The sequence below is a fragment of the Qipengyuania benthica genome (genome assembly GCF_030717865.1).
Lineage (GTDB): Bacteria > Pseudomonadota > Alphaproteobacteria > Sphingomonadales > Sphingomonadaceae > Qipengyuania > Qipengyuania benthica.
The window spans coordinates 598,097-624,756 of sequence record NZ_JAVAIL010000001.1; the positions used below are offsets into that span (position 1 = coordinate 598,097).

Consider the following 26,660-nt stretch of genomic DNA (forward strand, 5'->3'; position numbering starts at 1 on the left):
ATCAGGCGGCGCCTCCGGTCGGTCTATTCCCCCAGTCTGGGGTAATCCACATAGCCCTCGGGCCCGCTGCCGTACCAGCTGCGCGGGACATCGACATTGGGTGCGATCTCCGCGCCGGTGCGGATGCGCTCGGGCAGGTCGGGGTTGGAGATGAACCACCGGCCCCAGGCGACGGCGTCGCAGCGGCCTGCCGCGATATCGGCGACGGCTTCCTCGGCGGTATAGTCCGAATTGAGCACCAGCGGCCCGGTGTAGATCGTGCGGATCAGCGGGCTCTGCTTGGGGACATCGGTCTGGCCGAAGGTGCCGTCAGGGCCGGGTTCGCGCAATTCGAGGAAGCCCAGCTTGAGCTCCTCGACCACGCGCGCCGCGGCGCCGAAAGTCGCCGCCGGATCGCTGTCGTCGCAGCCCTGCGTCTCGCCATTGGGCGACAGCCGCACGGACACCCGATCGGCACCCCAGACGTCGATCAGCGCCTCGAGCACTTCGCGCAGGAAGCGCACCCGGTTTTCGGGCGAGCCGCCGTATTCGTCCTCGCGCAGATTGGTGCTGTCGCGCAGGAACTGGTCGACCAGATAGCCATTCGCGCCGTGCAGCTGCACGCCGTCGAAGCCGGCCCTCTTGGCGTTTTCGGCAGCATGGCGATAGTCGCCGACCACGCGTGCGATTTCCTCGATACCCAGCGCACGCGCCGGCTCGTAATCCTTGCGCCCCTCGAAGGTGTGGGCGTGGCCCGGCGCCTGGGTGGCGCTGGCGGAAACGGGCGGTTCGCCGCCCAGGAACAGCGGGTGGACCAGCCGGCCCATGTGCCACATCTGCAGCACGATCTTGCCGCCCTCCTCGTGCACCGCCTCGGTGACTTCCTTCCAGCCTTCGACCTGCTCGTCGCTCCAGATGCCCGGTGCAGCGGGCCAGCCGAGACCTTCGACGCTGATCCCGGTCGCTTCGCTGATGATCAGCCCCGCGCCCGCGCGCTGGCGGTAGTAGGTGGCCATCATCGCGTTCGGCACCGAACCGGGCTGACTCGAGCGGCCGCGCGTGAGCGGCGCCATGATGATGCGGTTCCTGGCCTCGATGGCTCCCAGTTTCAGCGGTTCGAAAAGCGTGTCGTTCATAAGCGGGCATCCAATTTTACTGGTGTGACGTGGCATGCGAGCTAGGGAGCGGCCATGGTGGTGACAAGCGCGGCTCCGGCAAAGAAAGCCTATCAGGCGAGTGGCTGGCACTTCGCCGCGCTGCTGGCGGGCAATGCCGCGCTGGCGTTCGGGCCGTGGTTCGTCCGGCTTGCCGATACCGGGCCCGTCAGCGCCGGGTTCTGGCGGCTGGCGCTGCCGATCCCGCTGATCGCGCTGCTCGCGTGGCGGGAGCGCGGCGCCGGGCCGCTCGACCGGCGGCTGCTGTGGCTGGCGGCCCTGGCGGGGGTGTTCTTCGCGATTGATCTGGCGAGCTGGCATATCGGGATCGAGATGACGCGGCTGGGCAATGCGGTGCTGTTCGGCAATTCGGGGAGCGTCATTCTGGTGCTCTGGGGGCTGGTCGCGCTGCGCCGCAGGCCGCTCCCGCGCGAAGCTCTGGCGGTGCTCGCGGCGCTGTCGGGCGCGGCGATCCTGCTGGGCCGCAGCCTCGAGATTTCCGCCGCCAGCGCGCTGGGCGATCTGTTCTGCCTGTTCGCCGGCCTTTGCTATGCCTTTTACCTGCTGCCCGCGCAGCGCGCCCGCGCAGAGCTGGGTGCCTGGACCGTGCTGTTGCTGGTCTGCTGCGTGGCCGCGCCGATCATGCTGGCGATGGCCTTCGCGATCGGCGAGCCGGTGCTGCCCGGTGCCGCCGGGTGGAGCCCGGTGATCGGTCTTGCGGTGTCGAGCCAGCTGATCGGGCAGGGATTGCTGGTGTTCGCGCTGCGCCATTTTCCGCCGCTGGTGATCGGCATGGCGCTGCTGACCCAGCCCGCGATCGCCGCCGGCATCGGCTGGTTCGCTTTCGGAGAGTTGCTGACGGCGATGGATATTGCCGGGATGGCGCTGCTGGCGGGGGCGCTGGTGCTGGCGCGCTCCGCTCCGCCGCCAAGGCTCGCCTAACGTTCAATCCGCTGGAGGAATTGCTGGTAGCGCGCTTCGACGGCATCGAGTTCGGGCCCGACCAGATGACGGCGCGCTTGCTGCACCAGCAGCTCGCCTTCCTTGCGGATCGCGGCGCGCCGGGTCTCGTCGTCGATCATGGTCGCGGAATCGACCAGCGCGTCGAAGGTCACCTGCGCCGCAATCCGGTTGGTGGCGATGCCCCCGCGAACCGCGCCGAAACCGCGCGCCAGATAGTGCTCGAAATCATCCTCAAGCAGGACCAGATGGGGTTCTTCGCCATCGAGGGCGAAGGTGCGGGTGAGGTCGCGCTTGCCCAGCTCGGCGGTGGCCGCACCCAGCCAGTGGACCGCAGTCACCGCGGTAAAGGGGTCGTTGATGCCGGGCGACAGCGCCCGCAGCGCGATTTCGACCAGTTCGTCGATGAGGAACCTTGTGTCCTGGTTCGGTGTGCGCATGCTGCCGAGCGTAAAGCATTCGCGCACTTCGTCGTCGGGACGATCCTGGACCGCGTCCATGTCGGCCCAGAAGGCGATCGTCACCTCCGGGTGAATGAAATCCCCGATCCGCACCGCCAGTTTGAGTTTGCCGTGCTCGCGCCGGGCGATCTCTTCGAGGCGCTTGAAGGCGATCGCCTGGATGTAGCCGGTCTTGGTGGCGACGAGCGGCGTTCCCGTGGGCGCGGCTAGCGCGGGTTCGCCGGAGTTCCGCTCGGGGAAGCGCTCGCCGATATCGTGTAGCAGACGCGCACCGATGCCGCTGAGCACCGAATTCACGCGGATGGAGGCGGGGATGTGGTTCAGGAAATAGACCAGCACCGCCACCGATGCGCCCATCAGCGCGAAGGCGACCAGCAGCGACAATTGCGGCACGAAGCCGGCAGCTTCCGCCAGGCCGAGACCCGGGGCTGCATCCTCTCGGGCGCGCACGGTTCGCAGCACGGTGATCGCGTAGACGAAGGTGCCGATGAACGTCGCGAGGCTGAACTGATTGCCGCGATTCTCCATGAAATTGGTCAGCAGCCGCGGTCCGTAATTGCCGCTGGCATAGGCTACCGCCGCGATGGTGATGGAGAAGACCGTCGAAGCCACACCGATCATCGCGCCCGCTATGACGGTGAGCATATTGCTCGCACCTTCGGGCATGGCCGGTTCGAGCCACGGCATTTCATCAAGGAACTGCGCCATGCCGCTGCGATCGAGCCAAGTCGTGAGCAGCGCGAGGACCAGCGCAGAGACCGAGAAGATCGCGGGCAGGAACCAATAGCTGGCGTTTATGCTTTGCCAGAACACGCGCAGCCGGGTCATCGGCTAGCCCCCTGTCGCACCAGCGCCGCACTTCCATATCTCGACCGGCGCTTGGCCGGCAATCGCCGGATGGCTCGATCTGTAAATCTCAAAACCCGAATTTTTGCAGTCAACTGCCGATGCCCCCGCTGAACTTTGAACACCGCCGTATGCACGCGGTTGGAGCGTGCGTTCGACCTTCCGGTGCCGTGCTACCTACCTCTCACGATCGGGCAAGCAGGCGGGCAAGCACGCTCATATCTTGCCCAGATCGCCATGGCCAATCGTCCCGCTGGCGAGTTCGAGCATGCGATCGAGGCTGCGTTTGGCCTGCAGCCGCAAGCCTTCCTCGATCTCGATCCGCGGTTCCAGATCGCGCAGGCAGGCGTAGAGCTTCTCCAGCGTGTTGAGCGCCATATAGGGGCAGATGTTGCAGCTGCAGTTTCCGTCCGCACCGGGGGCGCCGATGAAGTTCTTGGACGGCAGCGCCTTTTCCATCTGGTGGATGATGTGCGGTTCGGTGGCGACGATCAGCGTGTCGCCTTCGAAGGTTTCCGCGAACTGAAGGATGCCGCTGGTGGAACCCACGTAATCCGCGTGATCGACGATCGTCGGCGGGCATTCGGGATGCGCCGCGATCGGCGCGCCGGGATATTGTTGCTTGAGCTTGAGCAGCTCGGTCTCGCTGAAGGCCTCGTGGACGATGCAAACCCCGGGCCACAGCAGCATCTCGCGGTCGAACTTGCGGCTGAGATAGCCGCCCAGATGGCGGTCGGGGCCGAAGATGATCTTCTGGTCCTTGGGGATCTGGCTCAGGATCGTCTCGGCGCTGGAGCTGGTGACGATCACGTCGGAGAGCGCCTTCACCTCGGTCGAGCAATTGATGTAGGTCAGCGCGATGTGATCGGGATGCGCCTCGCGGAAGGCCTTGAACTTCTCGGGCGGGCAGCTGTCTTCAAGGCTGCAGCCGGCATCCATGTCGGGCAACACCACGATCTTCTCGGGCGACAGGATCTTGGCGGTGTCGGCCATGAACTTGACGCCGCAGAAGGCGATCACATCGGCATCGGTCTCGGCCGCCATCTGGCTGAGCTGGAGCGAATCGCCGACGAAATCGGCGAGATCCTGGATCTGCGGGCTCTGATAGTAATGCGCCAGGATCACCGCGTTGCGCTCCTTGCGCAGGCGCTCGATCTCGGCGAGCAGGTCGGTGCCGGTGGGCGGGGTGGTCTGGGCAGTCATGAGGGCCCCCTTCGGGTCTTGGATTGTCATTGAGTACGGTGTGTTCGCGCCGGTGCTGCGGTTCGGGCCGGCTAGCTCGCCTCGGTCTCGTCTTCGAAGCGGACCCGCACGCGGACGTCGCCATAGCCGGCCACCTGGAGCGGAATGGCGAGGTTCTGGCGCACCGCAGCCTTGGCCGCTTGGCGCGCCAGCGCGACGACTTCGGGGTTTCTGGCGAAAGCGCTGGCCTTGGCCTGCGCCTGCCGCGAATTGTTGCGCGCCAGATCCTGCGAGGCGTCGCGGGTCACCCAGGAGCCTTCGGTGAAGACGCGTGCCCGCGCTTCGTCGAGATTGGGCGTGGTGGTCCGGATCGGGGGCAGGGTCACGTCGAGCGTCTCGCCCTCGGCATCCCAGGCGAAATCGCCGCGATCCATCCCCGACAGGTCGAGCCGGTATTCGACCGAGGCGGGAATGATCGTCGCCTGGCGCGAGCGCAGCACGGGCACCCCCAGCACTCCGCGGGTGTCCTCGCTCTCGGCGACCACTTCGAAGCGCGAGCTGAACACGGTGAGCGCGTTCTGCCGCTCGAACGCCAACATGGCGCTGCCCACCGGATCGCCTTCCTCCTGATAGAGGAACGCGCGCCAGCCGAGCCAGACCACGGCGGCGAGAAGGACGAACACCACCAGCCAGGGCGCGCCTTTTGCAAGGCCGCGCCGCGCAACCGGTGCATCGCGCGTCACCTGCGGTTCGAGCGTCCGGCCGGTCTTCAACTGGTCTGCCATATATCCTCCGAACGGACGACGAGGCCGCGCCGTTCCAGATCGATGAGGTGCGCAGTCACCGACAGCGCCGCCGCCTTGGTGAGCTTGGGGTCGAGCCCCTTGTACATCTGCGCCACCAGCTCGCCGACCTGCTGGCGGGCTTCGCCCAGCAGCCGCAGGATCTGGTTCTCGCGCTGGCGGCGATGGCCGATCATCGAACGCACCAGCTGGCGCGGCTTGGTTACTGCGGGGCCGTGCGCGGGGTAGAGTACGCGGTCGTCGCGTTCGTGGAGCAATTGCAGGCTCGCCATGTAATCGCCCATGTCGCCATCGGGCGGGACCACCACGCTGGTCGACCAGCCCATCACGTGATCGCCGCTGAACAGCGCGCCGCTTTCCTCCAGCGCGAAGCACAGATGGTTGGAGACATGGCCCGGGGTGGCGAGCGCGGTGAGCGTCCAGCCCGGTCCGGACATCGCCTCGCCATCCGCCAGCACCCGGTCGGGTGCGTATTCGGGGTCGAAGCCCTCGTCGGCGCGCGGCCCGGCGGTGTCGAAAGCGAGCGGCGCACAGCCGACGATGGGGGCACCGGTGCGGCGGGCGAGCGGGCGCGAGCCGGGCGAATGATCGCGGTGGGTGTGGGTGCACATGATCGCGCAGACATGCTCGCCGCCGATCGCCGCTTCGAGCGCGGCGAGATGCGCGGGCTCGTCGGGACCCGGATCGATCACCGCGCAGCCGTCACCCAGCCCGACGATATAGGTCTGGGTGCCGGTGTAGGTGAAGGGCGAGGGATTGGGCGCGAGCACGCGGCGCACCAGCGGCTCGATCTGCTCGGCCTCTCCGGTGGGCCAGGGTTTGGGCGGTGCCTTTGCCATGGAGGGCATATGGGGATGCGCGCCGCGTTAGTCGAGCATACACTGTGCCGGCTCGACTTGGCGCGCCGCCTCGGGATAAGGCTGGCGCCATGGGAGAGACAATTCTGGTCCTCGATGAGGGCACCACATCCACGCGGGCGATGATCTTCGCTCCCGACGGGACGATGCAACGGGTCGTCCAGGCCGAGATCACGCAGCATTATCCACGCCCCGGCTGGGTCGAGCACGATGCGGGCGAGATCTGGGACAAAACGCTGCGTTGCGCGCGCGAGGCGATCGGCGGGGATGCCTCGGCCATCGCCGCGATCGGCATCACCAACCAGCGCGAGACCGTGGTCGCCTGGGACAAGGCGACCGGCGAACCGCTGGCGCGCGCGATCGTGTGGCAGGACCGGCGGACCAGCTTCTTCTGCTCAGAACTGAAGCAGGCGGGGCACGAGACCGAGATCCAGCGACGCACGGGTCTGCTGCTCGATCCCTATTTCTCGGGCACCAAGATGCGCTGGCTGCTCGACAATGACGAGGCGGTACGCGGCGCGGCACAGGCCGGGACGCTGGCCTTCGGAACGGTCGAGAGTTGGCTGGTCTTCAAGCTGACCGGAGGCGCGCATCTCAGCGATGCCAGCAACGCCAGCCGCACCCAATTGTTGCCGCTCGATGGGGCACAGTACGATCCTGCGCTGTGCGATCTGATGGGGGTGCCGCTGGCGGCGCTGCCGCAGGTCACCGATACCCATGGCGAGCTGGCGCACTGCGACGCAACCTGGTTCGGGCGGGCAATTCCGATCTGCGGGCTGGTCGGCGACCAGCAATCGGCGACCGTGGGACAGGGGTGCCTGTCCTTCGGCGAGACCAAGGCGACCTATGGCACCGGCGCTTTCGTGCTGACCAACAAGGGCAGCGCCATCCCGCGTTCGGACCACCGCCTGCTCGGCACCGTGCTCAACCAGCGCGACGGCAAAAGGACCTATGCGCTCGAAGGTTCGGTCTTCGTTGCCGGAAGCCTGGTCCAGTGGCTGCGCGACACGCTGGGACTGATCGAGACCTCGGGACAGACCGAGGAACTGGCGCGCTCGGTGGCGGATAGCGGCGAGGTGGTGATCGTGCCGGCATTGTCGGGTCTGGGGGCGCCGCATTGGCAGCCCGAGGCGCGCGGGGTGATCGCCGGGCTCAGCTTCGCCAGCGGCAGGGCGCAGATCGCGCGCGCCGCGCTCGAGGCGATGGCGCACCAGACCTACGATCTGGCGCAAGCCTTCGCCGCCGATGGCGCGGCCTGGACCGCGCTGCGGATCGATGGCGGGATGAGCGCCAATGACTGGATGGCGCAGGATCTGGCCGACATGCTGGATATCGCGGTCGAGCGACCCGATTTCGTCGAGACCACGGCGCTCGGGGCAGCGCTGTGCGCAGCGGTGGGGGCGGGTCTCTACGCCACGCTCGAGGAAGCGGCGGGGGCGATGCGCGGTCCCGCGCGAAGCTTTACCCCCAGTTCGACCGATGCGGTCCGACAGGAACGGCTGACGCGCTGGCGCAAGGCCCTCGCCGCCGCCTGAAGACGGTTAGCCTGCGAGCGATTGCGGCGCGAACGCCTCGGCGATGCGGTTGCGCATCGCGTCGACGGCATTGTCCTCGACCGGCTGCACTCGCGGCCAGTCGCGGTCGAGCCGAGCGACCCGTGCGTGCAGCCGCTCGCTTTCGCGGACCAGATGGCGGGTTTCGGGCAGGAGTTTCTCCATCATCCCGGGCATCGAGGGGCGTTCGGCGGGCAGCCGGCCGTGCCGGCGCAGCTGGTGCTCGTCGAGCTCGCCCGCCAGGAAGGCGCGCTGGTTGAGCAGCCAGGCGAGCACGTGCATCAGCCGCGTGGTAGTCCTCAGGCCTTCGATCGAGAGGGCGATCCGCGCTTCGTTGCGACTGCTGCCGGGCGCCATCTCGCCGCGCTGGTCGAAGGCGTCGCGGGCTTCGTCCGCCAACATCAGGGCCTCGGTGTAAAGGTCTTCGATGATGGTGCGGCGGGCGGTGGTAGTGGCTGTCATGGGACCGGTGGCTAGCGGCCCCCGGACCTCCGCTCCAGCGCGACGAACGCAGTGTCCCAATTCCGAACCACGGCCGCTTCGGGCGTCCCTCCGGGCGATCCGTCAGGCGATGATGTCGGGCAGGAGATTGTCCTCGAGATCGGCGATCTGGTCGCGGATCCGCAATTTGCGCTTCTTGAGCCGCGCGATCTGCAATTGATCGGTCGATCCCGATTGCGTCAGCGCATGGATCGCCGCATCGAGATCGCGATGTTCGCTGCGCACAACTTCCAGCCGCTTCCTCAGCTCCTGCTCGGTCACGCATCCATCCTGCCTGATGCGACGAATCCACTCGCCGCGATTACGATCCGCCCGACCGCTAAAGCAAATCGGGCTCTTCGCAAATGCAAGCGAATATGTTTCATTGCTGTGACGCGGTTCGCCCGCGCTGGCGAGTCGCTCGTTCGGGGTTATCCACCTCCTAGGAGAAAGCCTTATGCAATCACCTCATGTTGAAGCGCTTCGTACCAGGCATGCCGGGCTCGAGGCCCGCTTGCGCAAGGAACAGTCCCGCCCCGCGCCCGACGATGGGACGATCAAGCAGATCAAACGCCAGAAGCTTCAACTGAAGGAAGAAATCGCCCGCTGCTGAGCGGAAACGGGCGGATACGGGCGCTGCGGCGGCTTTGCAGTTTGGCCGGTCTGCGATAGACCGCCCCGATGACCGCCGCCGCCAGCGCCCGCCTGATCCTGACCCGCCTGCACGAGGTGATGGCCTCGCGCCTGCACGCGCAGGCCAAGCTCGATCAGGTGGTCGAAATCATCGGCGAGAGCCTGACCAGCGAGGTGTGCTCGATCTACCTTCTGCGCGAAGGCGCACTCGAGCTGTTCGCCACCCGCGGGCTCAATGCGGATGCGGTCCACGTCACGCGGCTCGGGCTGGGCGAGGGGCTGATCGGCACCATCGCCAAGAACATCGAGACGCTCAACCTCGCCGAGGCCAAGGCGCATCCCGAATTCCTCTATCATCCCGAGACCGGCGAAGAGAAATTCCACTCCTTCGCGGGAGTGCCGATCGTCTATCGCGAACGCGCGGTGGGGGCACTCAGCGTCCAGCATGTCGATCCGCGCCGCTACGAGGATGTCGAGATCGAGGCGCTGCAGACCACGGCGATGATTCTGTCCGAACTGATCGCGCACAAGGAGCTGGTCGACCTCGATCATCCTCTCGACCTCGCCGAGGCGCCGAGCGGGCCGGAGCTGATCGACGGGTTGGCGCTGGTCAAGGGCCTGTCCGAAGGGGTGGCGGTGTTCCACCAGCCGCGGGTCGAGATCGATCAGGTGGTCGCCGAAGACACCGAAGCCGAGCGCCAGCGGGTCTATCGCGCCTTCGACAAGATGCGCGACCAGATCGATGCGATGGGCAAGGAGCCCGAATTCGGCAAAGGGGGCGAGCATGACGACGTGCTCGAGACCTACAAGATGTTCGCCTATGACGAAGGCTGGAGCCGGCGGATCAACGAGGCCATCGATTCCGGCCTGACCGCCGAGGCGGCGATCGAACGCGTCCAGCAGCGCACGAGGATGCGGATGCGCGAGATCGACGATCCGCTGCTGGCCGACCGGATGCACGATCTGGAGGACCTCTCGAACCGGCTGCTGCGGATCGTCTCGGGCCAGCTGGGCACCGCGGCGCGGCAGGGCCTGCGCCGCGACACGATCCTGGTGGCGCGCAATCTGGGCCCGGCCGAACTCCTCGAATACGACCGTCGACGGTTGAAGGGCGTGGTGCTCGAGGAAGGCTCGCTGACTGCGCATATGGTGATCGTAGCGCGGGCGATGGACATCCCGGTGCTCGGCCGCGCCAAGGGGGTGCTGCGCCGCGTCAACGAGGGCGACGAGGTGCTGCTCGATGCCGACAAAGGCAGCGTCACGCTGCGCCCGAGCCCGCCGATGCGCGAGGCCTTCGACGCCCGCTTCGCCAAGAAACGCGAGCGCCAGGCCGCCTATGCCGAATTGCGCGATGTCGAGCCCTTCACCCGCTGCGGCACCCGCATCGGGGTGATGATGAATGCCGGCCTGCGAGACGATATGAGCGCGCTGGCGATGTCGGGGGCGGACGGGGTCGGGCTGTTCCGGACCGAGTTCCAGTTCCTCGTCTCCTCCACCCTGCCGCAGCGCGAGCGCCAGACCCGGCTCTATCGCGACGTACTCGACGCAGCGGGCGACAAGCCGGTGATCTTCCGCACCGTCGATATCGGCGGCGACAAGGCGGTGCCCTATATCGAGGCCTCGATGAGCGAGCGCGAGGAGAACCCCGCAATGGGCTGGCGGGCGCTGCGCCTGTCGCTCGAACGCGGCGGTCTGCTCAAAGCGCAGGCGCGCGCGCTGCTCGAAGCTGCGTCCGGGCGGACGCTCAACGTGATGTTCCCGATGGTCAGCGAGCCATGGGAATTCGATGCGGCCAAGGAGGTGTTCGACGAACAGCTCGCCTGGCTCAGGGACCGCCGCAAGCGGTTGCCCGAGGAAATCCGCTACGGCGCCATGCTCGAAGTGCCCGCGCTGGCGGAAGCGCTCGATCTGATCCTGCCCAAGCTGTCGTTCCTCTCCGTAGGAACCAACGACCTCACCCAGTTCCTGTTCGCTGCCGACCGCGCCAATCCCAAGCTCGCCGAACGCTACGACTGGCTGAGCCCGTCGATCCTGCGGTTTCTGCAGCGGATAGCCCAGGGCGTCGTCGGCCATCCCGTCGATCTGAGCGTCTGCGGCGAGATGGGCGGGCGGCGGCTGGAAGCGCTTGCGCTGCTGGGCATCGGCTATCGCCGGCTTTCGATCACCCCGGCCTCGGTCGGCCCGATCAAGGAACTCGTGCGCAAGATCGATCTGGGAGAATTGAGCGGCGCGATGCAGGGTTGGCTGGCCTCGCCACCCCTCGACATGCGCGCCGCGCTTCAGGATTGGGCGAGCGAGCGGGACATCGAGACGGACTGAATCTGACCGCTTGTCAGGACCGCTTCGGCGATCCTGTCGTTGGAGCAGCGGGGCCAGGCGGTTGACTTCGGCGCAAGCTGTCGCTTTCGTACATAGTATCGGACCGGACCCGACCGGTATTGGGGATTTGATGGAAGAAGAACCGCTCGTCGAAGAAGAAACGCACGCCCCCGCTCTTACCGTGGGCGAACGCCTGCAGGCCGCGCGCCGGGCCAAGGGGATCGAATTGTCGCAGATTGCGGCCGAGACCCGCATTCCCCAGCGCCACCTCGTCGCCATCGAAAACAGCGATTATGCGCAGCTTCCCTCGCGTACCTATGCGATCGGTTTCACCCGCACCTATGCGCGGGTGCTCGAACTCGAAGAACGCGAGCTGCTCGACCAGCTGCGCGCCGAGCTTGGCGACGATCGCAGCCGTCTGAACACCGCGCCCGCGCGCTTCGAGCCTGGCGATCCGGCGCGCGTCCCGTCGCGCAAACTGGCATGGTTCGGCGCGCTGGCTGCGGTCTTGCTGCTGGTTGGCGGCTTCGCCTTCTATCGCACCTATTTCGCACCCGGCCTCGGCCCGGCACCCCTGCAGGAGGAGCGCGCACCGGTCATCGCCGAGGTGGATCGCACCCCATCGACAGACGGGACCCCCGCGATCGACCCCGATGTCGAAGTGGTCTTCACTTCCGAAATGAACGACACCTGGGTCAAATTCTACGACGCCAGCGGCGAACGGCTCTACGAGGCGCAGATGGCGCAGGGCGAGAGCTACACCATTCCCGCCGATGCCGAAGGGCCGCAGGTCTGGACCGGCAGGCCCTATGCGCTCGCGATCACGATCGACGGCCGCCCGGTGCCCAAGCTGTCCGAGGAAGACGAGATCGTGCGCGACGTCCCCGTGACCGCCGAGGCGTTGCTGGCAAGGAGCGAACCCTCGGCAACGCCCGGCAGCGATGCCTCCACCGGCGACCTCACGGTAAACTGACGCGGCAAATTCGCCGCAGCGGCTGCGATCCGCTGGGTAAACTTGCGCTTCATCCTCTCGACAGCCAAGCATGGTTAAGGCATCGCCACGCCAACACTCGCCCGAAGGAGCCATGCGATAATGACGGTTCGGACTGCCCGGATTGCCGGGTCAAGCAATTGGGGGCTGCGGTTCGTCGGAGTCGGCGGCGCCGCGCTCGCGCTGTTGGCGATTGCTCCGCCCGCACTGGCCCAAAGCAGCAATGACGAAGCGCGCGTGCGCAAGCTGGAAGCCGAAGTGCGCGCGCTGCAGCGGCGCGTGTTCCCCGGCGGCGACGGGCGCTATTTCGAGCCCGAGATCACCGGCCAGCCGCAGGCCAGCACCACGGTTTCCCAGCCGTCGACCACCGCCGTCACCGATATTCTCGCGCGGCTCGATGCGATGGAAACCCAGATCCAGCGGCTGACCGAACAGACCGAGCAGAACACCTTCGCCCTGCGCACGCTTGGCGAACGGGTCGAGGCGCTCGAAACCCTCGATGCCGGTGCGGTGCAGGGCGATGCGCCGACCGGAGGTTCAAGCGGCCTTACCAGCGGCACTCCGGCTCGCGGCCCGGCCACGACAGCAACAGCAACGCCGACGGCAACATCCACACCCACCTCCACACCCGCAGCCGCGGCACCCGATCCCGAACGGCTCGCCGCCGTCTCGGCGATCGCGAAGCCGCAGACCGAGGATCCCGCGGATGACGAATATTCCTATGGTTTCCGGCTGTGGGAGGCGGGTTTCTATCCCGAAGCGCAGCAGCAACTGACCCTGTTCGTCGAGCAGAACCCGCAACATTGGCGCGCCACCTATGGGCGCAATCTGCTCGGCCGGGCCTATCTCGACGACAGCAAGCCGCGCGAGGCGGCGCCGTGGTTCCTGCGCAATTACCAGGCGGACAAGACCGCGGCGCGCGCGGGCGACAGCCTGTTGTTCCTCGCCGAGGCGATGATCGCGCTGGACGACACCAGCCGCGCCTGCATCGCGCTGGCCGAATTCGCCGAGACCTACCCGGCGCTCGCCGCCGGGCGGTTGCTCGACCAGTACGAGCGCAACCGGGCGCGGGTGACCTGCAATTGACGCGGCGGTCGATCCGCAACTGATCGCGCGATTCCGCCGCGATCTTGCGGCGGTCTGGCCTGAGACACACGATCGACCGCAAAAGCTCGCAATCGCGGTTTCGGGCGGGCCTGACAGCATCGGATTGCTGCTGCTGGCCAATGCGGCGCGACCCGGCGCAATCGAGGCCGCGACAGTCGATCACGGCTTGCGCCCGGAAAGCGCCGCCGAGGCGCAATGGGTGGCGAGGCTTTGCGAGACGCTTGGCGTGCCGCATGAGACGCTGCGGGTCGAGGTTGCCCCGGGCAATCTCCAGAGCAGGGCGCGCGCGGCGCGCTATCATGCGCTCGACCAGTGGATGGGGCAACGCAGCCTCCACGCCGTGGCGACGGCGCATCACGCCGACGACCAGGCGGAGACGCTGCTGATGCGGCTCAACCGCGGCAGCGGCTTGCCCGGGCTTGCCGGAGTGCGACCCAGCGGCGTGGTGCCGGGAGGCAGGGGGCTGCTGGTGCGGCCGCTGCTCGGCTGGCGCAAGGCTGAGCTCGAAGCGCTGGTGCGTACAGCCGGGATCGAACGCATCGCGGATCCCTCCAATCGCGACACGCGGTTCGATCGTGTGAGAATGAGGCGGACGCTAGCCGGGGCGGACTGGCTCGATCCGCTGGCGCTGGCACGCAGCGCGGCGCTGCTGGGCGAGGCCGAGGCGGCGCTGCAGTCCGTGGTCGAGGCGACCTGGCGCGACGGCGTGACACGCCGGCACGATGGCTGGCGCTTCGCCGTGTCGCAGACCGACTATATCAGGATCGAAGTGGTGGGACGCATTCTCGCCGAGATGAATGCCCCGGCACCACGCTCGGAGATCGCGCGACTTGTCGCGCGGTTGGCGGGTGGCGACAATGCTTCGCTGGCGGGGGTTCTCGCCACGCCCTCGCAGGAAAGCGGTGCCGAGTTGTGGACCTTCCGGCCCGAGCCGCCGCGACGGTCCGGCTAGAGCAGGCTGTCGCCCATTCCGATCTGCCGGCCCTTGGTGATTACCACCAGATCGCCCTTATGCGCCGCCTCGTACAATTTGTCGGCGAAGGGATCGGGTACCGCGATGCAGCCGTGACTGGCATAGCCGTTCTCGACCACCGAGCCGCCATGGATCGCGATACCGTCCCAGGTCAGCCGCAAGGTCCAGGGCATCGGCGCATTGCCGTATTTTTCCGAGACGTTGTGGCGTTCCTTGGTCAGGATCGGGAAATTGCCGGTGGGGGTGGGGTGCTCGTCGGTGCCTAGCATCGCCACCGCCGCACCGATCTCATACCCATCGCGGAAGACCGAGACGACCCGCGCTTCGAGATCGACGGTAACGACCAGCTTGCCATCCTGCGGCACGCCGTCGGTGTCCCAATGCCATTCGCCGTATTTCATCGGCCCTTCGATCGGCAGCACGCGCTTGATCGTGAACCGCTCGGCGGCGCGGCGTTGCGCATCGGCGGCGACCCTGGCCTCGATCGCCGGGCGCGGATCGATCGGCGGCTGCACCTCGGCAACGCCCGCCATCTCGACCGCGTCGTCGGCGGCGGCGCTCTCGGCCATCAGCCCGCCCCCGGTGGCCAGCCCGCCAAGGACCAGCAAAACCGCAAGCGTCGCGCCGCCAATCCATTTGAGGGTCGGATCCATGGCCGGGAGAATAGCGATTTCGTCCAGGAAAGCCAGCGGCCGGGCGTCGCCCGTCCCGTTGGGGGACCACCCGCAAGCCGCAGGTTAATCGCTAGCCATGCGCGCCGAACAGATTGGCGATGGCGGTGCCGATCCGCAGATTGAGCGCCTGCGCGCGCTCGATCGGGTCGATATAGTCGCGCCCGATCTGCGAATATCCCTCGCCCGCGCCATCGGGATAGTCGCTCGGCTCCGCAACCGAGAAATCCGCCAGCTGCGGGAAGCTGGTGGGATAGGCACGGCGCATCTGCGCCAGGGCCTCGTCGACGCGTAGCGTGAAGACCATCTCGAGCACATCGTCGCGGTCGATATCGTTGGCGCGGCTGAAGGCGGGTATCGAGACCGCTTTAAGAAACATGTGCTTGAGCAGCGCCAGCCGCAGCGCCTGCAGCGCGCCGATGGTGCGGCGGATCTCCTCGCGACCCTCGAGCGGAGCCTCGTCGGGCAACAGCCCGAACAGGCGGTGCAGCTTGAGCGCATCGACTCGCAACCTCGAGGTCAGCCGGCGGAACACGCCGTTGCGATCGTCGCCGGTGAGATACTCGGCCAGAGTTTCGCAGGCGGGGGCGAGATGCTGTTCCATCCCGCGATAGGGGCGGCTGGCCCAATAGGCCGAATTGAACAGCTCGCCATAGGCGGCGACCGTCTTGATGCTGGCCAGCGCGTTGGAGGCGCGTACCAGCCGCATCATCTGCCGCCCGCGCGCGCTCTCCTGGAGCAGCGCGGCAATGTCCTCGTAATTGCCTTCCGCGGCGCTGCCGATCCCGGAGATGATGTTCACCGGATAGCCGAGCTGCTGGAGTATCGCGTTGTGCGGAATTGCGCGAATCTGGCGCAGGCTCATCTCGCGATCGCCCGAGAGGTCGCCCTGCCGGCGCGAGACGCGGCTGCCTGTGGTGTTGAGCAGACCCAGCCCGAAAGCGGTCACCGCGCGCGCGTAGGTGCGGCTCTCGAGATGGTCGCGCTGGTGGCTGCGGACCGCGCGGTAGAAATCCAGGCTCAGATCGGTTCGGCGGTAGAAGGGATCGGGTTCTTCGCCCGATTTGTCGCCCCGGTCGGGACCGTCGGGGCTCAGATCGGCGATGCGCGACAAGGTCGCCAGCGCCAGTTCGGGGGTGGCGAAGAACAGATAGCCGTCGCCGCCCTGAAAGCTCGCCTCGGGTTCGAGCGCGATCCCTTCGCGGGCGAAGCGGCGCCGCGCCCAGGGGCTCAGCGGCCAGGCGAGCCGGTCGGCGAAACCGCCGGGATGCGCGCCGCGCCCCATGCCTTCGCCATGGGTGTTGAAGATCAGCGCCGCGACATCGCCGAGCCCGTTGTTCGCCATCGCTCCGGCGAGACGCCCCTGCAGTCTTTCGATCGCGAGGCTGGCGGGAATCTGGCCGATGAACCGCCCGGCGTCGGAATAGCCGGTCTGAATACAGACCCGCCCGCGTTGCCGCGCGTAAGCGCGGTAGGCCGGTTCGGCGCAGAGCGCATCGAGGAAGCGCCCGCCATGTTCGAGTGCATTCTCGGTCTCGAACAAGGGCGAGACATCCACCTTGCCGGCGATCCCGAACAGTCTCGCGAAATAGAGCGCCGCCAGCACGGTCGAGGGCTGTTCGCATTCGGCGACCAGCATCCGGATCGGGGCATCGCCATCGATGTGCTGGAGGATCTGCGCCATCACCAGGAACTGGCGGATGGCGGTGCTGCTTTCGATCGCCAGCGCGGCGAAATTGGTTCGCAGCGGCTGCACCCGTTCGAGAATATCGCGCAATACCGCCATCGCGCCCTTGCTGGCGAGATCGAGCGTATTGTCCGGGTCGATCCTGCGGCGGATCGCGTTGTGCAACTGGCTGGCGTTGACGCGGAAATGGACCCCGCCCATGCCCAGCCCGTCGGCGCGCATCGCCGCGGCAAGCGTCTTGCGGGCCATCGCGTTGTCGCTCCCGCCGGAGATCGTATCGGCGGCCTCGCTATCGAGCGCTTCGACGATGGCGGAGAGGCTGGTGAGCTTGTCGGGATGATCGGCGGTGAGGCGATTGGCGGCGGCCGACAGCGCTTCGGGATCGGTGAGGTCGCCTGCGAAATCCTCGGCCCGGGCTGCGGCGAAGGCGGCGGCGCGGCGAAGCGGGTCGAGCAGCGCATGATCGGGCGCGAAACCTGCCAGCGTCTCGGCATAGCGTTCGAGCCGCTGGGCCTTCTCGGAGAGGCGGAAGCCGATCGAATGGTACCATTTGATATCGGTCCGCCCGTCCATGTCGTAACCGACCCAGGTCGCGAAGCGGAACGGCAGCGGCGACAGCGATTGCCAGCGCTCGGGCCAGCGCTGCTGCGCCTCGCCCAGAACCCGGGTGACGATGGCGTCGCGTGCATCCTGCGCCCGCGCGATCGCTTCCATCGCGCGCCGGTGCTCGTAGGCCAGCGTGATAGCCGGGCGCTCTCCTGCGTCGGCGCAGGCTCGTTCGTCGACGGGTCGCCCGCCGCTCGCCGCCTCGGCGATCGCCTCGCTCTGGCGGGGGGTGAGCAGGAAGGTGGGGTGTGCGGTGAAGACCGCATGCAACGCGGGCGTTTCCCAGCGAGCGCGGAAGCTTGCGAAATTCTCGTCGCCGCTGGCCAGTGCAATCAGATTGTCGTCGCGGGACACGGGTGCGACCAGCGATCGCAAGCGCTCGGCGCGGCTCTGGAACGAGACGCATTCCAGTTCTTCGACCAGCGCGGCGCAATCCTCGAGCGTCATGTCGCCCGATTCGAGCTGCCGCGACAGATCGAGCGAGAGCTGGAAGACCGGGTTGAACAGTGGCGTCTCGCGGATCCGTTCGTGAAGCTGGGCGAGACGGGCGGAGAGATCGGCGGCGGTCTTCATCGGGTCAGTCCGGCGGCTTCGCGGGAGAGGCGGGTGATCGTATCGCGGTCCACCGGGCCGCGCGGCGCGACCCAGCTACCCCCGACGCACAGCACGGACTCGAGCGCCAGCCAATCGCCGGCATCCCCGGGACCGATCCCGCCGGTGGGGCAGAAGCGGCATTGCGCAAAGGGCGCGGCGAGCGCCTTGAGCGCCGGGATGCCGCCCGCGGCGACTGCGGGGAAGAATTTGAAGTGGGTCAGGCCGAGATCGAGCCCGCGCATGATGTCGCCTGCGGTGGCGATGCCCGGCAGAAACGGGATACCCTCGCGTGAAGCCGCGCGCGCCAGCGGCTCGGTCAGTCCGGGCGATACCACGAATTGCGCGCCGGCTTCGAGCGCATCGGCCAGTTCCCGCTGGCCGGTCACCGTGCCGGCGCCGACGACCGCGCCCTCGACCTTGCGCATCGCCCGGATCGCATCGAGCGCAACCGGGGTGCGCAAGGTGACCTCGAGCGCGGTGAGCCCGCCGGCCACCAGTGCCTCGGCCAGCGGACGCGCGTGTTCCAGTTCGTCGATGACGATCACCGGGATCACCGGAGCGGCTTGCATGATGGCGGCGATACTCGTCACGGTCGGGTCTCCAGATGCTCGCAGGCGAAGGCGGCAGCGGCGCCGAACAGCCCGGGCTGCGGATGGGTTATGAGCTTGACCGGGATCGTGGCCATCAGCTCCTCGTAGCGACCCTTGAGCACGAAGCGGCGCGCGAAGCCCGAGCCGCGCAGCGTCTCGCGGATGCGATAGCCCAGCCCACCGGCGATGACGACGCCGCCGAACCCGCCCTGGACCAGCGCGATATCCCCCGCCAAGCTGCCGAGCGCGAGGCAGAACCGCTCGATCGCCGCGACCGCCAGATCGTCTTCGCCCGATAGCCCGCCCTGCCAGATCGCGACGTCGTCGAGCTCCGGAGGGTCGCGTCCTTCCAGCTCGGCGAGGGTGCGGTAGATGGAGACGATGCCCGGTCCCGAGACCACCCGCTCCACCGAAACGCGGCCCAGGCGTTCGCGCAGCCGGGCGAGGATCGCGTCCTCGACCGCGTCGAGCGGGGCAAAGCCGATATGGCCGCCCTCGGTCGCGTGGACCCGGTAGCCGGAACCGGCGGAGCGCGCGAGATGAGCCACTCCCAGCCCGGTTCCCGGCCCCAGAATGCTCACCATGCCGTGCGAGGGCAGCGGGTGGTCGGGCCCGGCCAGATGGAGGAAGTGCTCCTGGTCGGCGCGCGCGACCGCATGGCCGACCGCCTCGAAATCATTGACCACGGTCAGCCGCGAGACGCCCAATCGTTCTTCCAGCCCGGAGAGCCGGACATGCCAGGAATTGTTGGTCAGCTGGATCTTGTCGCTCGCTACCGGACCGGCGAAAGCAAGCGCGGCGGCAGGGGGTAGGGGACGGTCCATCCGGGCGCGGTAGGTCTCCCACGCGGCGTCGAGGCTGGGGTGTTCGCTGGTGCGCAGCGTTTCGACTTCGCCCAGCGCGATTGCGCCATCCGCGCCGATCTTGGCGAGCGCAAAGCGGGCATGCGTTCCGCCGATATCGGCCGCGACGAGATCGGTCATGATGGTCGGCCTCCCAAGTGCTCCAGCCGCATCACAGCCCCGACAGCGCGAGCATCGAGGAGCCGCCGCGTTCCGCTTCGTCCGCATGTGCGCGAAACATCGCAAACAGTTCGCGTCCCACACCCAGTTCGGCCTGTGGATCGGGAGAGGGCTCGCGCGCAGCGAGATCGGCACTGGTCGAAAGCTCGCCGGTCACGGCGCAGACGCGCACCCTGTCGCCATCGCGCAGCAGCGCCAGCGGCCCGCCGCCGCGCGCCTCGGGGCTGCAGTGGATCGCCGCCGGGACCTTGCCGCTCGCCCCCGACATCCGCCCGTCGGTGACGAGCGCCACGCGGTAGCCGCGATCCTGCAGGACTCCGAGTACGGGGGTGAGCTTGTGCAATTCGGGCATGCCGTTGGCCCGCGGGCCCTGGAAGCGGACCACCACCACCACGTCGCGGTCGAGCTCGCCTTGCGCAAAAGCTTCGGCCACAGCGTGCTGGGTGGCGAACACGCGACAGGGCGCCTCCACCGTCCATCGTTCGCGCTCGACCGCTGAAGATTTGAAACAGGCGCGGCCGAGATTGCCCTGCAGCAGCCGCATCCCGCCATCGGGCTGGAACGGCTCGCTGGCCGGACGCAGCATCTCGGCATCGCCGCTGGGCCCCGGGTCGCGCCAGTTGAGGATCTCGTCGTTCTCGAACGGTTCGCGCGCATAGGCCGGGACGCCGCCGTCCCACACGGTCAGCAGGTCGGGATGCGCCAGCCCTTCGTCGAGCAGCGTGCCGATGACATAGGCCATCCCGCCGGCGGCGTGGAAATGGTTCACGTCGCCCGCACCATTGGGATAGACCCGCGCGACCAGCGGGACCGCGCTCGACAGTTCGGCCAGGTCGTTCCAGTCGAAGGCGATCCCCGCCGCGCGCGCCATCGCCGGGATGTGGATCGCGTGATTGGTCGAACCGCCGGTGGCGAGCAGGCCGATGGCGGCGTTGACGATCGCCTTTTCGTCGATGACGCGTGCTAGCGGGCGGAAATCGTCGCTTTCTCTACCGATTGCGGCGAGCCGGTGGACCGCAGCGCGGGTCAGCTCCTGCCGCAGCTTCTTACCGGGTTGGACGAAGGCCGCGCCGGGCACGTGCACGCCCATCATCTCCATCATCATCTGGTTGGAATTGGCGGTGCCGTAGAAGGTGCAGGTGCCCGGCGAATGATAGCTCTGCATTTCGCTTTCGAGCAATTGCGCGCGATCCGCCTTGCCTTCGGCATAGAGCTGGCGGACCGCCTGCTTCTGCTTGTTGGGGATGCCGCTGGGCATCGGGCCGGCTGGCACGAAAATGGCCGGCAGGTGGCCGAAGCGCAGCGCCCCGATCATCAGTCCCGGCACGATCTTGTCGCAAATCCCGAGCAACGCCATGCCGTCGTACATCTGGTGGCTGAGCGCGACTGCGGTAGACAGTGCGATGACGTCGCGGCTGAACAGCGACAGCTCCATCCCGTCCTCGCCCTGCGTCACGCCGTCGCACATCGCCGGGGTGCCGCCCGCCACCTGAACGGTCGCGCCGACCTCGCGCGCCCAGATCTTCATCCGCTCGGGGTAGCGGTAATAGGGCTGATGCGCGGAGAGCATGTCGTTATAGGCGGTGACGATGGCGAGGTTGGGGCCGGTGGACGCCCTGAGCGCCTGCTGGTCCTCGTCCGCGCCGGCATAGGCATGCGCGAGATTGGAGCAGGAGACCTGCGAGCGTTCGGGCATCCGCTCCCTCTCGCGCTCCATCAGTTCGAGGTAGCGCGAACGCCCGTCGCGCGAATTGGCGATTACCCGCTGGGTGACGCGGTGGATGGTGTCGTTGAGGGGCTTATTCGTCATGCCAGCTCACTCCGTCGCGTTCGACCAGCGCGATCGCCGCGCTCGGCCCCCAGCTGCCTGCGGTGTAGGGCCTCGGCGTGCCGCCCCTGGCCTGCCATTGCGCGCGGACCGCATCGATCCATTCCCATTGCGCCTCGACCTCGTCGCGGCGTACGAACAGGGTCTGGTCGCCTTCGACCAGATCGAGCAGCAGCCGTTCGTAGGCGATCCGGCGGACGGTGTCTGAGAAGGCATCGGGCATGGTCACGTCGAGCGGGACCTCGCGCAGCCGCAGCCCCTCGCGGTCGAGACCGGGCAGCTTGGCCATCAGCGAGAACTGGATGTTCTCCTCGGGCTGGATGCCGATGACGAGCCGGTTCGGCCTCGTGGTCGCGCCGCGCGCCTCGAAGATCGAATGCGGGATGCAGCGGAACTGGACGATGATCTCGGTCACCCGTTCGGGCAGGCGCTTGCCGGTGCGCAGGTAGAAGGGCACGCCCTTCCAGCGCCAATTGTCGACATGCGCCTTGATCGCGACGAAGGTCTCGGTGGCGCTGTCCTCGCCCAGCTCCTCGTCATAGCCCGGCACCGCCTTGCCCGCGACCGCACCAGCGCGATATTGCCCCGTGACGGTCTCGCCCTCGCTGGCCGGACGCAGCGCGCGCAGCACCTTGACCTTTTCGTCGCGGACCGCGGTGGCATCGAAGCTGGTCGGCGGCTCCATCGCCACCAGCGCCAGCAGCTGGAGCATGTGGTTCTGGACCATGTCCCGCAAAGCGCCGGTCTCGTCGTAGAAGCCCGCGCGGCCTTCGAGCCCCACTGTCTCTGCAACGGTGATCTGGACATGGTCGATATAGGTGGAATTCCACACCGGCTCGAACAGCAGATTGGCGAAGCGCAGCGCCAGCAGGTTCTGCACCGTCTCCTTGCCGAGATAGTGATCGATGCGGAAGATGCGGTCTTCGCCGAATTCGCGTGCGACCGCGTCGTTGATCTCGCAGCTCGAGCCGAGATCGGTGCCGAGCGGCTTTTCCAGGCCGATCCGCGTGCGCGGGCCGGTCAGCCCGGCATGCGCCAGCCCTTCGATGGTCGCCTCGAACAGTTTGGGCGCGGTGGAGAGGAAGATCGCGAGCCCGTCGCAATCCTCGCCGACCCGCTCGGCCAGCCGTTTGTAACCATCCAGCGTGGTCGCATCGACCGCTTCATAGACCAGCCGATCGAGGAACTCCGCCACCCCGTCGCGGCGCGCAACGGGCAGATATTCTTCCAGCGCCTCGCGCGCGAAATCGCGGAACTCGTCGTCGGACATCTCGGTGCGTGCGGTGCCGACGATTGTGAGGTCGGGGGCCAGCAACCCGTCGGAATGCAGCGCACACAGCGAGGGGAGCAGCATCCGCTGCGCGAGGTCGCCCGTCGCGCCGAACAGCAGCAGCCGGTCCGCAGTGAAGCTCATCGCGGTGTCGTATCCTCCTTCGTTCAGTTTGCCTTTGCTGGCGTAACACCCTGCAAAGGGTCATGCCAACACGCGTGCTCCTAGTCGGTCCGGGTAACGCTGACCGAACTGCGGCGGAACTCGTTGGGTCCGAAGCTGGTCAGAAAACTGACATCGGCGGCATCGCGGCCGACGCCGATCTTCACGGTCTCGGCGGGATCGGCCATGTTCGTGGCATCGACCAACTGCCAGGTGCCGCCACCGGGCTTCTCGGGATCCTTGAGGAAAACTTCGGCGACGGCGTGGAAATCGGGCGGCTCCACCCCGGGAGCGTAGCAGGCGACGAAGCGCGCCGGGATGGTGCTGGCGCGCGCCAGCGCCACCAGAACATGCGCATAGTCGCGACAGATTCCGCGCCTTTCGACGAAGCTGTCGAGCGCAGTCGTGCGCGAATCCGAAGTGCCCGGCTCGTAGCTGAAGTGATCGGCGATCCAGTCGCGGATCGCTGCGATCCGCGCGCCGCCCTGCGTGTCGCCGAATTCGGAGTTCACGAAGGGCTGGAACTTGTCCGCCTGGCAATAGCGCGAGTCGAACAGATATTGCACCGCCTCGCCGGGCATATCGTGCGGATCGACCCGACCGAGGCTGCCGAGCTCGGGCAGTTGGCGCTGCGGACGGACAAGCGCGGTGTATTCCACCTCGAAATCGCCCTCGGCGCGTAGCCAGATACGCTCGCCGATCGCGTCCTGTGCCGGAACCCTCGCGCAATGCTCGGCCTCGCTCATCCGCGTGGCGCTTTCGACGATCTCCTGCTCGGGGATCGCTGCCGCCTCGAACTGGAGCAGGACGTCGGCCGGCCGGTCGAGCGTGAAGGCAAAGCTGGTGGCAATTTTTATGGACATGCGGCTTGGCAACGCCCCCCGAAGACGCGGGTTTCTGACATTGCGAAATATAGTCCGATCAGGCGGGGACGCCGAACAGATCGTGCGCATCGGCATCCTCGATCTCGACCTCGATCACCGCGCCCGACGCCAGCGTCGCCGGGACGTTGCGCAGATAGACCTGGCCATCGATCTCGGGCGCATCGGCCTGGCTGCGCGCGGTGGCGCCGATATCACCATCTTCGTCGGGCTCGCCCACTTCGTCGACGATCACCGGGATGCGCCTGCCGATCTTGGCGGCGAGCCGCTCGGTGCTGATCCGCTCGGTCACTTCCATCAGCCGCGCGTAGCGTTCTTCCTTGAGTTCCTCGGGGACGTGATCGGGCAGCGCATTGGCGCGTGCGCCCTCGACCTGTTCGAAGCGGAAGCCGCCGACCCGGTCGAGCCGCGCTTCCTCAAGCCAGTCGAGGAGATAGCGGAAATCTTCTTCGGTCTCGCCGGGGAAGCCGACCACAAAGGAGGAGCGGATCGCGATCTCGGGGCAGATTTCGCGCCATGCCTTGAGCCGTTCGAGGACCTTGGCCTCGTTGGCGGGGCGGCGCATCGCCTTGAGCACTCTGGGGCTGGCATGCTGGAACGGGATGTCGAGATAGGGGGTCAGCAGCCCCTCGGCCATCAGCGGGATCACCGCATCGACATGCGGATAGGGGTAGACGTAATGCAGCCGCACCCAGGGGACCTGCCCGTCCGGCGTGCGCAATCCGCCCAGCTCGCGCGCCAGATCGGTCATGTGCGCGCGCACTTCCCGCCCCTTCCACTCGCGCGTCTCATGGCGGGTGTCGACCCCGTAGGCCGAGGTGTCCTGACTGATCACCAGCAGCTCGCGCGTCCCCGCCGCGACCAGCTTCTCCGCCTCGCGCAGCACCGCGTCGATCCGCCGGCTCGCTAGCTTGCCGCGCAATTGCGGGATGATGCAGAAGGCGCAGGAATGGTTGCAGCCCTCGGAAATCTTGAGATAGCTGTAGTGCCGCGGGGTCAGCTTGATGTCGGGTTGGGGGATCAGATCGACATAGGGACCCTGACTCGGCGGAGCGTGGGTGTGAACCGCCTCGACCACCGATTCGTATTGATGCGCACCAGTGATCGCCAGCACCGCCGGATGCGCGGCGCGGATGGTCTCTGCCTCCTCGCCCATGCAGCCGGTCACGATCACGCGCCCGTTCTCGGCGATCGCCTCGCCGATCGCCTGCAGGCTTTCCTCCTTCGCGCTGTCGAGGAAGCCGCAGGTGTTGACCAGAACCACATCGGCGCCGGCGTAATCGGGGCTCATGGCATAGCCGTCGGCGCGCAGCCGCGTGAGGATGCGTTCGGAATCGACCAGCGCCTTGGGGCAACCCAGGCTGACCATGCCGATCTTCTTCTGGTCGGGAAGGATGGTGGTGGCGGTGTTCATGATTGCGCGCGCCCCTACACCTGTCCGGGCAATTGCGCTAGCGTCGCGCGCTTATGCGCTTCCGAGGGGCGCATATCGGGCGCGCAACTCGCAGCATGGGGTTCGGCATGAACGAAATGAATTTTTTCGCGGTGCTGCTGGGGGCGCTGGCTTTCTTCGTGGTCGGGATGCTGTGGTACGGTGTGCTGTTCGGCAAGGTCTGGCAGAGAGCCGCGCGTCTGAGCGACGAGACGGTGCGTTCGGGCAATATGCCGCTGATCTTCGGGCTGACCTTCCTGTTCGAACTGCTGATCGCCTCGACGCTGTGGCACGGGATTGCGCGCAGCGGCGCCAGCGATCGCGCGACGATGATGATGGCGATCGGCTTCGGTGCGACGGTGATGGTCCCGGCGCTGGGGATCCACTATCTCTATCTGCGCAAGACCCTGACGCTGTTCCTCATCGATTCCGGCCATATCGTGACCGGAATGACGGCAATGGGCGGAGTCTTCCTCCTGTTCCGCTAGGCAGGCCAGCGCCCGGGTCTATTCGCCCGGCTGGGGGCGACCGTCGCCCTTTGTCTCTCCGTTGGGGGTGGGCACGATCTCGACCAGGATGTCGCCCTGCTGCAGGATCTGGCAGGCCTCTTCCCAGAACCCGAGCGCCTGACCGTTGCGATAGACGCGCAGGCCCCGCCCGCCGGTCTTCAGATCACTCAGTGCGATCCCATCCTCTTCGGCGGTGATTGCGCGCTCGACCAGCTGGACCCGGCCCGCGACCGAAGCCAGATCCGCGAGATAATCGGCGATATGCTCGCCCTTGGCAGAGCCCGCGAGCAATAGCCCGGTGAAGCGGACCGGATTGATGACATTGTTCGCGCCCGCCTGCAGCGCGAGCGATTCATTGTCGTTCGCCCGTACCACAACGCTGATCGGCACCTCGGGCGCCATTGCGCGCACGGTCAGCGTTATCAGGATCGTAGTGTCGTCGCGCCCGGCCGAGATCAGCACGTTCTGCGCCTGGTCGATCCGCACCGCCTTGAGCGTCTCGTCGCGCGATGCATCGGCGGCCATGATGTTGCACCCCAGCGCTTCGGCATCGGCCAGCCGCTCCTCGCTGGGGTCGATGACAACGATGCAATTGGGGTCGGTTCCGCGATCGATCAGTTCCGCGACCGCTTCCGAGCCGGAGACACCGTAGCCCAGCACCACGATGTGGTTCGAGAGTTGCTCCTGGATACGAGCCATGCGCCATTTCTCCCAGCTGCGTTTCATGATGAAATTGTAAGCCGTCCCAACGAAGATGAAGAACACCGCGAACCGGATCGGCGTGACGATCACCGCCTCGACCAGGCGCGCCCGATCGCTGATCGGGGCGATATCGCCAAAGCCCGTGGTGGTGATCGAGATCATGGTGAAATAGACCACGTCGAGAAAGCTGACTTCGCCGTCGAGATTGTCGACCAGTCCCTCGCGGTCCCACCAGTGGATCATCACCACGATGAAGATCAGGAACAGCGCCAACCCGAGCCTGATGCCCAGGTCGCCCCAGACCGGAATCTTTACCGCTCGCCGCAGAGGCGTATGGCGCGCGCCGCGATAGACCCGCCCGGCTTCGGTCGGTGTGAGCGTATCGAGTTGCTTCTTGTCGCTCATCCG

At 67.1% G+C, this 26,660-nt stretch carries 24 protein-coding genes; 8 read left to right on the forward strand and 16 right to left on the reverse strand.

Annotation, left to right across the window (positions count from 1 at the left end):
• Nucleotides 1-23: 23 nt before the first annotated feature.
• Nucleotides 24-1,115: an alkene reductase gene (locus tag Q9K01_RS03020; protein WP_305928723.1), complete on the reverse strand. Its 1,092-nt coding sequence runs from the start codon at nt 1,113-1,115 to the stop codon at nt 24-26.
• Nucleotides 1,116-1,169: 54 nt separating this feature from the next.
• On the opposite strand from Q9K01_RS03020, the gene Q9K01_RS03025 reads away from it, so the two are divergent.
• The gene (locus Q9K01_RS03025) at nt 1,170-2,075 is read left to right on the forward strand and encodes a DMT family transporter (RefSeq protein ID WP_305928724.1); all 906 of its coding nucleotides are present in this window, start codon (nt 1,170-1,172) and stop codon (nt 2,073-2,075) included.
• Here the strand turns inward: Q9K01_RS03025 and Q9K01_RS03030 are convergent.
• The 4 genes from Q9K01_RS03030 to Q9K01_RS03045 form a co-directional block, all read right to left on the reverse strand.
• Entirely contained in the window at nt 2,072-3,382 is a 1,311-nt protein-coding gene (locus Q9K01_RS03030) for a DUF2254 domain-containing protein (protein WP_305928725.1), read from the reverse strand. The genes Q9K01_RS03025 and Q9K01_RS03030 overlap by 4 nt on opposite strands.
• A 234-nt stretch (nt 3,383-3,616) precedes the next feature.
• Nucleotides 3,617-4,603 carry a quinolinate synthase NadA gene (gene nadA, locus Q9K01_RS03035; RefSeq protein ID WP_305928726.1) on the reverse strand — a complete coding sequence of 329 codons (987 nt, stop codon included), beginning with the start codon at nt 4,601-4,603 and terminating at the stop codon, nt 3,617-3,619.
• Nucleotides 4,604-4,674: 71 nt separating this feature from the next.
• Nucleotides 4,675-5,367 (reverse strand): DUF4230 domain-containing protein, encoded by a 693-nt coding sequence (locus tag Q9K01_RS03040; RefSeq protein WP_305928727.1) that lies wholly within the window; start codon nt 5,365-5,367, stop codon nt 4,675-4,677.
• Complete coding sequence (locus tag Q9K01_RS03045; RefSeq protein ID WP_305928728.1) at nt 5,352-6,224, reverse strand: MBL fold metallo-hydrolase; 873 nt, start codon at nt 6,222-6,224, stop codon at nt 5,352-5,354. Before Q9K01_RS03045 ends, Q9K01_RS03040 begins: the two co-directional genes overlap by 16 nt.
• An 89-nt stretch (nt 6,225-6,313) precedes the next feature.
• On the opposite strand from Q9K01_RS03045, the gene Q9K01_RS03050 reads away from it, so the two are divergent.
• A complete protein-coding gene (locus Q9K01_RS03050) occupies nt 6,314-7,777 on the forward strand; it encodes a glycerol kinase (protein WP_305928729.1) in 1,464 nt (487 codons plus the stop codon).
• 6 nt (nt 7,778-7,783) lie between these two features.
• On the opposite strand, the gene Q9K01_RS03055 is transcribed toward Q9K01_RS03050, so the two are convergent.
• Nucleotides 7,784-8,257 carry a DUF1465 family protein gene (locus Q9K01_RS03055; protein ID WP_305928730.1) on the reverse strand — a complete coding sequence of 158 codons (474 nt, stop codon included), beginning with the start codon at nt 8,255-8,257 and terminating at the stop codon, nt 7,784-7,786.
• 102 nt (nt 8,258-8,359) lie between these two features.
• Entirely contained in the window at nt 8,360-8,557 is a 198-nt protein-coding gene (locus Q9K01_RS03060; protein ID WP_305928731.1) for a YdcH family protein, read from the reverse strand.
• 175 nt (nt 8,558-8,732) lie between these two features.
• Here Q9K01_RS03060 and Q9K01_RS03065 point away from each other — a divergent pair, with 175 nt between their 5' ends.
• The 5 genes from Q9K01_RS03065 to tilS all read left to right on the forward strand — a co-directional run bounded on the left by Q9K01_RS03065 (nt 8,733) and on the right by tilS (nt 14,277).
• Nucleotides 8,733-8,888 (forward strand): YdcH family protein, encoded by a 156-nt coding sequence (locus Q9K01_RS03065; RefSeq protein WP_305928732.1) that lies wholly within the window; start codon nt 8,733-8,735, stop codon nt 8,886-8,888.
• 68 nt (nt 8,889-8,956) lie between these two features.
• Entirely contained in the window at nt 8,957-11,227 is a 2,271-nt protein-coding gene (gene ptsP / locus Q9K01_RS03070; protein WP_305928733.1) for a phosphoenolpyruvate--protein phosphotransferase, read from the forward strand.
• A gap of 130 nt (nt 11,228-11,357) precedes the next feature.
• Complete coding sequence (locus Q9K01_RS03075; protein ID WP_305928734.1) at nt 11,358-12,200, forward strand: helix-turn-helix domain-containing protein; 843 nt, start codon at nt 11,358-11,360, stop codon at nt 12,198-12,200.
• A gap of 120 nt (nt 12,201-12,320) precedes the next feature.
• Entirely contained in the window at nt 12,321-13,304 is a 984-nt protein-coding gene (locus tag Q9K01_RS03080) for a tetratricopeptide repeat protein (RefSeq protein ID WP_305928735.1), read from the forward strand.
• A 91-nt stretch (nt 13,305-13,395) separates the two neighbouring features.
• Entirely contained in the window at nt 13,396-14,277 is an 882-nt protein-coding gene (tilS, locus tag Q9K01_RS03085) for a tRNA lysidine(34) synthetase TilS (protein ID WP_305929165.1), read from the forward strand.
• On the opposite strand, the gene Q9K01_RS03090 is transcribed toward tilS, so the two are convergent.
• The 8 genes from Q9K01_RS03090 to rimO form a co-directional block, all read right to left on the reverse strand.
• On the reverse strand, nt 14,274-14,951 hold the full coding sequence (locus tag Q9K01_RS03090; protein ID WP_305928736.1) for a L,D-transpeptidase family protein: 678 nt from the start codon (nt 14,949-14,951) through the stop codon (nt 14,274-14,276). The genes tilS and Q9K01_RS03090 overlap by 4 nt on opposite strands.
• Nucleotides 14,952-15,042: 91 nt before the next feature.
• Nucleotides 15,043-17,835 carry a phosphoenolpyruvate carboxylase gene (locus Q9K01_RS03095; protein ID WP_305928737.1) on the reverse strand — a complete coding sequence of 931 codons (2,793 nt, stop codon included), beginning with the start codon at nt 17,833-17,835 and terminating at the stop codon, nt 15,043-15,045.
• Nucleotides 17,832-18,425, reverse strand: coding sequence for a bifunctional 4-hydroxy-2-oxoglutarate aldolase/2-dehydro-3-deoxy-phosphogluconate aldolase (eda, locus tag Q9K01_RS03100; protein WP_305929166.1), 594 nt, complete (start codon nt 18,423-18,425; stop codon nt 17,832-17,834). The genes Q9K01_RS03095 and eda overlap by 4 nt, the downstream gene beginning before the upstream one ends.
• Nucleotides 18,426-18,442: 17 nt before the next feature.
• Complete coding sequence (gene glk, locus Q9K01_RS03105; RefSeq protein WP_305928738.1) at nt 18,443-19,429, reverse strand: glucokinase; 987 nt, start codon at nt 19,427-19,429, stop codon at nt 18,443-18,445.
• 31 nt (nt 19,430-19,460) lie between these two features.
• Nucleotides 19,461-21,278: a phosphogluconate dehydratase gene (gene edd, locus Q9K01_RS03110; protein WP_305928739.1), complete on the reverse strand. Its 1,818-nt coding sequence runs from the start codon at nt 21,276-21,278 to the stop codon at nt 19,461-19,463.
• Nucleotides 21,268-22,710: a glucose-6-phosphate dehydrogenase gene (zwf, locus tag Q9K01_RS03115; RefSeq protein ID WP_305928740.1), complete on the reverse strand. Its 1,443-nt coding sequence runs from the start codon at nt 22,708-22,710 to the stop codon at nt 21,268-21,270. Before zwf ends, edd begins: the two co-directional genes overlap by 11 nt.
• A gap of 80 nt (nt 22,711-22,790) precedes the next feature.
• The gene (locus Q9K01_RS03120) at nt 22,791-23,591 is read right to left on the reverse strand and encodes a transglutaminase-like domain-containing protein (RefSeq protein WP_305928741.1); all 801 of its coding nucleotides are present in this window, start codon (nt 23,589-23,591) and stop codon (nt 22,791-22,793) included.
• 58 nt (nt 23,592-23,649) lie between these two features.
• Nucleotides 23,650-25,023, reverse strand: coding sequence for a 30S ribosomal protein S12 methylthiotransferase RimO (gene rimO / locus Q9K01_RS03125; RefSeq protein WP_305928742.1), 1,374 nt, complete (start codon nt 25,021-25,023; stop codon nt 23,650-23,652).
• Between the two features lie 107 nt (nt 25,024-25,130).
• Here rimO and Q9K01_RS03130 point away from each other — a divergent pair, with 107 nt between their 5' ends.
• Entirely contained in the window at nt 25,131-25,529 is a 399-nt protein-coding gene (locus Q9K01_RS03130) for a DUF1761 domain-containing protein (protein WP_305928743.1), read from the forward strand.
• Nucleotides 25,530-25,547: 18 nt separating this feature from the next.
• Here Q9K01_RS03130 and Q9K01_RS03135 read toward each other — a convergent pair whose 3' ends face one another.
• Nucleotides 25,548-26,657 (reverse strand): potassium channel family protein, encoded by a 1,110-nt coding sequence (locus Q9K01_RS03135; protein ID WP_305928744.1) that lies wholly within the window; start codon nt 26,655-26,657, stop codon nt 25,548-25,550.
• Nucleotides 26,658-26,660 lie beyond the last annotated feature (3 nt).

What these genes read in the sequence shown, in the direction of transcription:
- Q9K01_RS03020 (WP_305928723.1), bottom strand. Translation starts at nt 1,115, where the DNA reads ATGAACGACACGCTTTTCGAACCGCTGAAACTGGGAGCCATCGAGGCC.
- Q9K01_RS03025 (WP_305928724.1), top strand. Translation starts at nt 1,170, where the DNA reads ATGGTGGTGACAAGCGCGGCTCCGGCAAAGAAAGCCTATCAGGCGAGT.
- Q9K01_RS03030 (WP_305928725.1), bottom strand. Translation starts at nt 3,382, where the DNA reads ATGACCCGGCTGCGCGTGTTCTGGCAAAGCATAAACGCCAGCTATTGG.
- nadA (WP_305928726.1), bottom strand. Translation starts at nt 4,603, where the DNA reads ATGACTGCCCAGACCACCCCGCCCACCGGCACCGACCTGCTCGCCGAG.
- Q9K01_RS03040 (WP_305928727.1), bottom strand. Translation starts at nt 5,367, where the DNA reads ATGGCAGACCAGTTGAAGACCGGCCGGACGCTCGAACCGCAGGTGACG.
- Q9K01_RS03045 (WP_305928728.1), bottom strand. Translation starts at nt 6,224, where the DNA reads ATGGCAAAGGCACCGCCCAAACCCTGGCCCACCGGAGAGGCCGAGCAG.
- Q9K01_RS03050 (WP_305928729.1), top strand. Translation starts at nt 6,314, where the DNA reads ATGGGAGAGACAATTCTGGTCCTCGATGAGGGCACCACATCCACGCGG.
- Q9K01_RS03055 (WP_305928730.1), bottom strand. Translation starts at nt 8,257, where the DNA reads ATGACAGCCACTACCACCGCCCGCCGCACCATCATCGAAGACCTTTAC.
- Q9K01_RS03065 (WP_305928732.1), top strand. Translation starts at nt 8,733, where the DNA reads ATGCAATCACCTCATGTTGAAGCGCTTCGTACCAGGCATGCCGGGCTC.
- ptsP (WP_305928733.1), top strand. Translation starts at nt 8,957, where the DNA reads ATGACCGCCGCCGCCAGCGCCCGCCTGATCCTGACCCGCCTGCACGAG.
- Q9K01_RS03075 (WP_305928734.1), top strand. Translation starts at nt 11,358, where the DNA reads ATGGAAGAAGAACCGCTCGTCGAAGAAGAAACGCACGCCCCCGCTCTT.
- Q9K01_RS03080 (WP_305928735.1), top strand. Translation starts at nt 12,321, where the DNA reads ATGACGGTTCGGACTGCCCGGATTGCCGGGTCAAGCAATTGGGGGCTG.
- Q9K01_RS03090 (WP_305928736.1), bottom strand. Translation starts at nt 14,951, where the DNA reads ATGGATCCGACCCTCAAATGGATTGGCGGCGCGACGCTTGCGGTTTTG.
- Q9K01_RS03095 (WP_305928737.1), bottom strand. Translation starts at nt 17,835, where the DNA reads ATGAAGACCGCCGCCGATCTCTCCGCCCGTCTCGCCCAGCTTCACGAA.
- eda (WP_305929166.1), bottom strand. Translation starts at nt 18,425, where the DNA reads ATGCAAGCCGCTCCGGTGATCCCGGTGATCGTCATCGACGAACTGGAA.
- glk (WP_305928738.1), bottom strand. Translation starts at nt 19,429, where the DNA reads ATGACCGATCTCGTCGCGGCCGATATCGGCGGAACGCATGCCCGCTTT.
- edd (WP_305928739.1), bottom strand. Translation starts at nt 21,278, where the DNA reads ATGACGAATAAGCCCCTCAACGACACCATCCACCGCGTCACCCAGCGG.
- zwf (WP_305928740.1), bottom strand. Translation starts at nt 22,710, where the DNA reads ATGAGCTTCACTGCGGACCGGCTGCTGCTGTTCGGCGCGACGGGCGAC.
- Q9K01_RS03120 (WP_305928741.1), bottom strand. Translation starts at nt 23,591, where the DNA reads ATGTCCATAAAAATTGCCACCAGCTTTGCCTTCACGCTCGACCGGCCG.
- rimO (WP_305928742.1), bottom strand. Translation starts at nt 25,023, where the DNA reads ATGAACACCGCCACCACCATCCTTCCCGACCAGAAGAAGATCGGCATG.
- Q9K01_RS03130 (WP_305928743.1), top strand. Translation starts at nt 25,131, where the DNA reads ATGAACGAAATGAATTTTTTCGCGGTGCTGCTGGGGGCGCTGGCTTTC.
- Q9K01_RS03135 (WP_305928744.1), bottom strand. Translation starts at nt 26,657, where the DNA reads ATGAGCGACAAGAAGCAACTCGATACGCTCACACCGACCGAAGCCGGG.